Genomic DNA, 5672 nt, shown 5'->3' on the forward strand with positions numbered 1-5672 from the left:
CCGCTTGCGGCTGGCGCTGGACCCGCGCGAACGAGAAAAGGACTTTGCCCGCCGCCTGATCGCGAAGGTGCGTCGATGAACGCGCCGCCCTTGCTGCGCGTGCGCGACCTGCACGTGCAATTCCTGACCCGGCATGGCACCGTGAACGCCGTGGACGGCGTGTCGTTCGACCTGCATGCCGGGGAAACCTTGGCGCTGGTCGGAGAAAGCGGTTCCGGTAAAAGCGCCTGTGCGCTGGCCTTGATGGGCTTGACCACCTTGCCGGGCCGCGTGGCCGGCGGGCAGGTGTGGTTCGACGACATCGACCTGCTGGCTGCGCCGCCCCGGGTGTTGCAAGGCCTGCGCGGCAACCGCATCGCCATGGTGTTTCAGGACCCTATGAGCGCGCTGAACCCGCTATTGACCATCGGCACGCAGATCGACGAGGTGTTGCGGCGTCACACCAAGCTGGATGCAAGCCGCCGGCGCGCGCGCATCGTCGAACTGCTGGTGCAGGTGGGCATACCCAAGCCGGCCGAGCGCCTGGGTCGGCTGCCGCACGAGTTCTCGGGGGGCCAGCGCCAGCGCATCCTGATTGCGATGGCGCTGGCTTGCGAACCCCGGATTCTGATCGCGGATGAGCCGACGACGGCGCTGGACGTCACCATCCAGGCGCAGATCCTGGAGCTGCTGGCCACGCTCAAGCAGCGGCTGGGGCTGGCGCTGTTGCTGGTCACGCACGATCTGGGTGTGGTGGCCAAGGTGGCCGACCGCGTCGCCGTCATGTATGCCGGCCGCCTGGTGGAACTGGCGGACGCCGACGCGCTGTACGCCGCGCCGGCGCATCCCTACACAGCGGGCCTGCTGCGCGCCACGCCGCGTCTGGACGACACGCGCCACCGCATGATCGCCATCGAAGGCGTGCCGCCGGACCTGCGCCAGCGTACCCAGCACTGCGACTTTGCGCCGCGTTGCCCAGCGGCAGACGCCGCATGCGCGCGACGCCCACCGCTGCAAGAGGCCGGCCAGGGGCGCTTGGCCGCCTGCGTGCGCCCGTACACGCCCGTTTGGGTAAAGGCGTAATGAATGCCGCCTTATGAACACCGCCCGATGAATACCGGCCGATGAATACCGCCCCGTGAATACCGCCCCGTGAATACGCCCCATGAATACCGCCCCATGAATACCGCCCCATGAATACCGCCTCATGATCACCGCCTTTTGAACGCCGCCCCATGAATACCGACCGGATGACCGACCCCAACGTATTGCTACGGGCGCGCGACCTGCGCGTGCACTTTCCGGTGCGATCGGCCGGCTGGTTCGGCAAGCCCGTGCTGGCGCGTGCGGTCGATGGCGTGTCGCTGGATCTGGCGCGCGGCGAGACGCTGGGCCTGGTCGGCGAGTCCGGTTCCGGCAAGACCACGCTAGGTAGGGCCGTGCTGCGGCGCGCACCGCTGGCCTCGGGCTCATTGCATTTCCGGGGCGAAGACATCACGCACGCCCGCAACGCGCAGCTGCGCCAAATGCGGCGGCACATGCAGTTGGTGTTCCAGGACCCGTCCACCAGCCTGAACCCGCGCCACACCGTATTCGACGCCATTGCCGAACCGCTGATCGTCCACGGATGGAGCGGCGGGCGAGACGCCTTGCGCCGCCGCGTTGCCCAGCTGATCGACCAGGTGGGCCTGCCCGCCGACGCCGCGCAGCGCTATCCGCACGCGTTCTCGGGCGGCCAGCGACAGCGCGTGGGCATCGCGCGCGCCCTGGCCGTGCAGCCCGACCTGATCGTGGCGGACGAACCCGTGTCCGCGCTGGACGTATCGGTGCGCGCCCAGATCATCAACCTGTTTCAGGACCTGCAACAGGAACTGGGCCTGTCCTTGCTGCTGATCGCGCACGACCTGGCCGTGGTGCGCCATGTGTCGCATCGCATCGCCATCATGTACGCGGGGCAGGTCGTCGAGACGGGCCCGCGCGACGATATCTATCAACGCCCCAGGCACCCCTACACCCGAGCGCTGCTGGCCGCCGTGCCCGAGCCGCGACGCGGGGCGGACGCACAGCGCGCGCCCTATCGGGTCGCCCCGGGCGAGCCCCCCAGCCCAATGTCGCCACCTTCAGGCTGCCGCTATCACCCGCGCTGCCCGCTGGCGACAGAACGCTGCCGGCAAGAGGCCCCGCCGTTGGTGACGGGGGCGTCCGGCGCGCCTGCTAAACCTTCGACTCCGGCCGCGCTGGCCGCGCCCCATCCGCCCGTCGCGCCCACCCACGCCGTGGCGTGCTGGTTCGCCGATCAGATTCCTGCTACACCCTGATTCATTACTTTATTGGAGCGATATTCATGTCCGTGCAAGCTCTGGCCCCCGTTGACGCCGCCGATGCCGCCGCCGTGCGCGCCTGGTTCAAGGAACTATCCGACCACGTGCAAGCGGTGGATTACGCGGCCGCGCGCCACCTGTTCGCCGAAGACTTCGTCGCCTTCGGCACCTACACCAACTTCGTCACCGGCCGCGACCACGCCGAAAAGACTCAGTGGCGCAACGTCTGGTTCACCATCGACGACTTCATCTGGCGCCTGGACGACGTGCAAACGTTCGTGTCGCCCGACCGCCTGTTCGCCGTCGGCATGGCTGTATGGGATTCCACCGGCTACCACCCCGACGGCAAACCCTTCGACCGCGTCGGCCGCGCAACCGTGTCGTTTGCGCGCGTCGCCGTGGGCGACCCATGGGTTGCCACCCACACGCATATGTCCTTGTTCCGCGACACGCCCAGCGTCTCGCACGGCAACAAGCCGGCACGCAGCTGATGCGAGGATGCCGCGCGGGCCGGCGCCTGCGCCCGCGCATCAGATGTTTCACCGCGCCGGCGGGCCGTCATCGGCAGGCGGCGTCCAGGGCCGTCCGTCTTCATCAGTGCTAAGAAACTCGTCCAGCGCCTTTTGATCGGCAGCGGCTTTTTCCGGATTGCCTTGGTCAAAAGCGGAAGGCGGCTTGGGCGCGACGGCCAGGTAACGCAGCCGCACCGACGCCACGATCGCGTCCCACAACTTGCCGGCTTCTTTGTCGCTTAAGGTGGCATCCACGCGGGGCGGGGAAGGCGGCCGCTTCCAAAGGGGAATCTCGTGCTTGTCCGGTACGAAGCGGGGCAGGGACCAACGGACAAGGTCGGGTTGATAGTCAGGGCTTTGGACCTTCATGATGGTGCCGCCACCCTGGAACCGCATGTTGATGGACGGCCAGGCAAACCCGGGGTTGTCACGATAGCTTTGTACGACGAACAGAAAGGCATGGTGATCCCCGTTCCGGTAGCTGAAGCCGCTTTGCTCGGACTCCATGCCGGCAAAGGTCGGCGCGCCGGAACGCAAGGAGTTGTAGCGGATGCCAGCAAGCGTTTGCTTTTCCTGTTCCTTCATGTTGATTCTTTCTTGCTCCTGGATCGCGCTTGTCGCGGCGTCCAGTTCGAGGTTTGTCCCGGGCGCGTAAAAATTCAACATCCCGATTTCCTGATCGTGGTGGTCGCGGATGATGACGGGCCCCAGCCCGAAGCCGGGGCCGGCGGTTTGTGGGTCGGTGATTTTTGTGATGGTTTTGGCCAGCGCCTGGATGCGGGCCTCTACGGGGGCCATGACGTTTTTAAAGGAGTCGGCCTTGATCAGGACATAGACGTCGCCGACCAGAAGGTGAAGCTCATGGGTGTGGTAATTCTTCAGTTCGGGACTGTGAAAGAAGCGTAGCAATGTTTGGGTTTCACTCAACTTGATTTGAGCGAGCATCATCGATCCGCCCGCATCATGGTCTACGTTTCCGATCTGCGATGCCCTGTCGTTGACTGCATCCGCAAATCGGCCAGCGGACACTTCGGTGCCCAGAACCCTGACTTCAACGGTTTTGAAATCGGTGTGCAATCCGTAATACAGCGTGACGTAACTACCCGTGCTGTATATCCAGTCCGAAGGAAGGTCAATCAAATGCCTGCCGAACGCCCAGGTTCGAGTATCTGCGGGATGCGGAGCCATTGGTGTGTCCTTACCAAACAACGAAAGGTTGCTGCCTGCGATCAGCCCAATGATCAAAAGCCCGGCAGCCAAGAAGCGCGGGTTCATGACGGCCTCTTGGCCTGGGCCGCGATTTTTAGGATCCATTGAAGCGTGACGAGTTGAACCTGTTCCATCCGGAACGGACCTTCATGATCAAAGCCTTGCATTTTTAGCTGCTCCCGAACTTCGCCGCGTTCCGCCTGGTCAATCGGCGCACGGCCCGAACTTGTGGGTACCGTCCCGTCTCCGACTCCGTCCTGCATTGCACAGTGAATTTCCCAGTTTCTATATGTCGGCTTTCCGGGCGTTGAGGTGCCGTCAACGTAGCTTGGCGAGGCGTTATTGAGGGCGCTACGACTGCGCACGTGGATGATGGTGCGACCGTCGTGCTGAACATCCGTGTGCCGCGCGTTGAAAATGGCTTCGATCGGGGCGGCTGCCTGTGCGGTACCGGCCGCCCGCAAACCCGGGCGTATGTTCCACCGGATGGTTTCGAAGCTTGGATATTTCGCATCTGAACCATAGAAGACGTAGGTGTTGGGATGGAAGTAGGTATCCAGCTCTGCGTGAAATTCGCGGGCAAATTTAATAGCTCGCTCGTAGAGGGTCCACTCAATCGCCGTCCCACCTTTGGGCGCCAGCCATTCTTCCTTCACTAAGCCCCACCACCGATACCTCTCAAGATAAATCGCGTCATACGGGCATTGATCGAGCGCGGGCATCGCGGACAGGGTGCGAGATTGGTTCTCGCGCAGCAGTTTCAACCATCCCGGTGCGTATCGCGTGGTCGGCAGTAACTGCAACGCTCCGGGCGACTGGGCAAAAACCGCTGTTACTTCCTGACCGTTGCTGCCAATAACCAGCGAGGCACCGAAGCTCTCGTCCCGCATACCGACCTTGCATCGTCGGTAGGCCACCGGGGCTCCGTTTGTCGGCATGACGCCGTGCACGATGCCACAAATCGCGGACTCCATGCCGGGCAGGGTTGCGCACATTCTGGCAATCAAACCGCCCATTGAATGCGTCACCAGCAAGACCTGTTTGCAGCGGGACCCATACTGTTCCAGCAGGGTTTCAATGCGCTGCTTGAGTTTCTTGGCCGAATCGGTGTTCGACGCTAACCAGTTATACCCAAACGCATGCACCGGCATATTGAATCGAACCCCGGCCAGCAGATCGTCCGTTGTCAAGGGCTTGACGCCTTCGGTTTCGTCATCGATACGATCCATTCCGTTCAAGGCCGGCATAAAAACATCCACGCCAGGTTTCAATCGTCGATATGCGGCTTGCGGGTCTTGCCAGTGCCTGTCCTCCAGTTCAAGCGTGTAGTTCAGGTGGCGGGGAACCGTCGGGGAATTCAGCACATGTTCCAACCACATCAGATAGCGTTCGTAGCTGGTCTGTCCGACTTCGCCCCAACCCCGTTCCCGATATCGCCTCATCAGGGCGGCCTTGCGCTGAGCGGGCAGCAGCTGTTGGTCATCCTGCACCATCCCCCACGGCACGTTGGGTACACCGCCCTCGTCATCCACTTGCACTCGGTCGGGATGCAGAAGGCTCTGCCGTATCCCTGCCTTCTGGCCGACCCATTGGCCCAGCAACGGAGTTGGGATGCCCGCAAAACCATAATCCAGTCGCCACACAGATCTGG

The 5672-nt window shown here is 63.3% G+C and carries 5 protein-coding genes; 3 read left to right on the plus strand and 2 right to left on the minus strand.

Annotated features, from left to right (window positions below; genetic code table 11):
* Positions 1–75: 75 nt before the first annotated feature.
* From ACNPP0_RS07115 to ACNPP0_RS07125, 3 genes are all read left to right on the plus strand, one after another.
* Positions 76–1062 carry an ABC transporter ATP-binding protein gene (locus ACNPP0_RS07115; RefSeq protein ID WP_448705437.1) on the plus strand — a complete coding sequence of 329 codons (987 nt, stop codon included), beginning with the start codon at positions 76–78 and terminating at the stop codon, positions 1060–1062.
* Positions 1063–1214: 152 nt separating this feature from the next.
* Entirely contained in the window at positions 1215–2297 is a 1083-nt protein-coding gene (locus ACNPP0_RS07120) for an ABC transporter ATP-binding protein (protein ID WP_448705438.1), read from the plus strand.
* Positions 2298–2323: 26 nt separating this feature from the next.
* The gene (locus tag ACNPP0_RS07125; RefSeq protein ID WP_332608231.1) at positions 2324–2791 is read left to right on the plus strand and encodes a YybH family protein; all 468 of its coding nucleotides are present in this window, start codon (positions 2324–2326) and stop codon (positions 2789–2791) included.
* Between the two features lie 48 nt (positions 2792–2839).
* Here ACNPP0_RS07125 and ACNPP0_RS07130 read toward each other — a convergent pair whose 3' ends face one another.
* Both ACNPP0_RS07130 and ACNPP0_RS07135 read right to left on the minus strand, forming a co-directional pair.
* A complete protein-coding gene (locus ACNPP0_RS07130) occupies positions 2840–4087 on the minus strand; it encodes a hypothetical protein (protein ID WP_448705440.1) in 1248 nt (415 codons plus the stop codon).
* Positions 4084–5672 (minus strand): Tle4 family T6SS lipase effector (locus tag ACNPP0_RS07135; protein WP_448705441.1); only part of this gene is annotated, 1589 nt, incomplete at its 5' end. The genes ACNPP0_RS07130 and ACNPP0_RS07135, both read right to left, overlap by 4 nt.

Source organism: Achromobacter semiaridum (genome assembly GCF_053543755.1).